The sequence below is a fragment of the Acetobacter senegalensis genome (assembly GCF_001580995.1).
GTDB lineage: Bacteria > Pseudomonadota > Alphaproteobacteria > Acetobacterales > Acetobacteraceae > Acetobacter > Acetobacter senegalensis.
In genome coordinates this window covers 1-2,217 of the sequence record NZ_LHZU01000040.1, presented here as the reverse complement: position 1 = coordinate 2,217, position 2,217 = coordinate 1, and the positions used below count along the sequence as shown (strand labels likewise).

Annotated in this window: 2 protein-coding genes; both read right to left on the bottom strand. The window is 56.0% G+C overall.

Translation table 11 applies throughout. The annotated features are described in order from the left end of the window. Positions 1–98 precede the first annotated feature (98 nt). Positions 99–1,436 (bottom strand): McrC family protein, encoded by a 1,338-nt coding sequence (locus tag AD948_RS00265; RefSeq protein WP_061470228.1) that lies wholly within the window; start codon positions 1,434–1,436, stop codon positions 99–101. Further along, complete coding sequence (locus AD948_RS18825) at positions 1,433–2,143, bottom strand: AAA family ATPase (protein WP_061470227.1); 711 nt, start codon at positions 2,141–2,143, stop codon at positions 1,433–1,435. The genes AD948_RS00265 and AD948_RS18825 overlap by 4 nt, the downstream gene beginning before the upstream one ends. Between the last annotated feature and the right edge of the window lie 74 nt (positions 2,144–2,217).

Sequence of the window (2,217 nt, the reverse complement as noted above, 5' to 3'; positions counted from 1 at the left end):
TATGAGTCCTGAGCCTAGCGCACCTCAAGCGCGAGACGTTTGCCCAAGTGTTCACGTGCCGACCGAAGCCATCTATGTTTCACCAATCTTCTTTGGTCTCAAGCCGGGACAGCGTCCAAGTTGTCGGCCCGGGCTTTGTTTGAATTGTCCTGAATGAAAGTGACGTCGAATGCTGGCGAAGCCGGCAACATGAGTTGGCGCTTTGTGAGGCAAAACGGCAACACCCAAAGCCGCATCCCATTCGCCTTCGGGAATTCGAAGACAGGCAGCGGTTCTGCAAAGGCGTCCGTCTTGGGATAGATCAATACGATGTCTCCGTTGCCGTCCAGGTAGTGATGTCCGTAGGCGTACATCTGATAGAAATCGGCCTGGCTGAGTTGGTATTTCTCTCGTCTGTTCTTTTTCGCCGAATCCAGCAGCTTCCACTTCGTGTCCAAGACCAATCGTGTGGTTTGCTTCTGCTTGACCAATAAGTCGGGCTTCAAGCGGAACCATCGCTGCGCGTCGTGAGCAACGAGGTGCTGACTGCTTGCCTGTGCCTTCAAGACGAAGTCATCGCGTAACTGCCTCGCCAAGTGCTTCTCGACATACGCCTCAAACACGGCCTCCATCGGAAACAGCAGCGACGGGGCATGGTGCTTTCCCATGCCAGAGATGGGGCTGAGGCTCTGCAGGATCAGTTTCGCCCAGTCCAGTGCAGGCTCGTAGTAGCCCATGCCTCGATCCAGCCTGATCCGCTGAATGTCTAGGGCGACATCGACTGACCGCGGAACATCCGCGAAGACGAAACCGAGTTCGCGCGCGACACGCTGGCTCTCCTGTGACCGGCACAGGGTCAGCACATGACGAAGCGCCGTGTGAATCAATCTGTTCTCTGCGCGGTCCTGCGAAAACTCGTCATGCTCGGTAAAGAACCGATCTCGCCTGACCAAATTCTGTGAGATCTGTCGTGCCACCAACAGGCGGCCACGAAGTGCAAAGAGGTTATCTTGTCGCACGACGTAGTCACTGCGCAGTCCGTGCTTGACCAGTGAACCGACGGCCATCAGGAACTGCTGGATGAACACCTCCAGGAGAGGCATGCGTTCCGCGACCAAGTCTGCGCTGGCTGTTCTGATGTGTCGAAACCCGGCCAGGCACTTCAACATCTCGATCAGGAGCGCACGCGCCTGCTCAGGCGAAGTATCCCTCCCGGTCTTTGGTAATACCTCGATCTGATATCCGCAAGGGGCGCGAATAACGCCGACATAGCTGGTGACCTGTATGGCCCGCTGGCTATTCAATTGGGTCGGCTTGAGCCAGCCAGGGGAAGCTTCATTACTTCTAAGGGACTGCGTTTCCAGCCATGCGAAGACACGCTTTGGCACAGCAAGCCCGACCGCTCCGGCCTTTGCTTCGACGACCTTGTCGAACTCAAAGATCGTGAGGGAATTCATCCGGCGGTCACGTCTGGTTTGGCTGCATAAATGCCAACATACGCGTCAGGCTCATCAAGAGCAGCAGCGTTCAGTTGATAGCGAGAACGAATCGCGTACTGATCCAGCTCGTGCTCACGACCGAAGAGTGCCAGAAGATCCTCCTCGCGGCCGATTTCATGGACGAACTGATGCTCCTGCTTCGGCTTCTGGTTATCGCCCAGGACCAGTCGAATCTTCTGCCAGTCCTCGAAAAAGTATTCCTCCAGCAGCGGAATGATCTTGTTCCTGAACACTGTCTTCAGCTCTCTGAAGCGATCTTCATCTTTCAGGTCTTTGATGCGCGTGAAGTAGGCATGCCCCACCGTGTGGTCGCGGTCGTACAGGGCCTCGATCCGCTTGTTGAGCATGATCAGTAACTGCTCGATGTTGATGTCCACGCCGTTGTGGGTGACGACGGTGCCCGTCAGAACCGAGGGCTTGGGCATTGTTTCAACGAACTCGAATCGCCGGCGAAGCGCTGTGTCGACCAGTGCCAATGATCGGTCTGCCGTGTTCATCGTCCCGATCACATCAACGTTCGAAGGCACGCTGAAACTCTCTGCGGAGTACGGCAGCGTCACGGAGACGGGATACTTCGCGCCCTCGCGCTTGTCCTCTTCCATGAGTGTGATGAGCTCGCCAAAGATTTTGCTAATGTTCCCACGATTGATCTCATCGATCACCATCGCGTATTGCCGCGACGGGTTCTTACGCGCCCGGTCACACAACCTCAAGAAAGCCCCTAGGCTCAGGACTCATA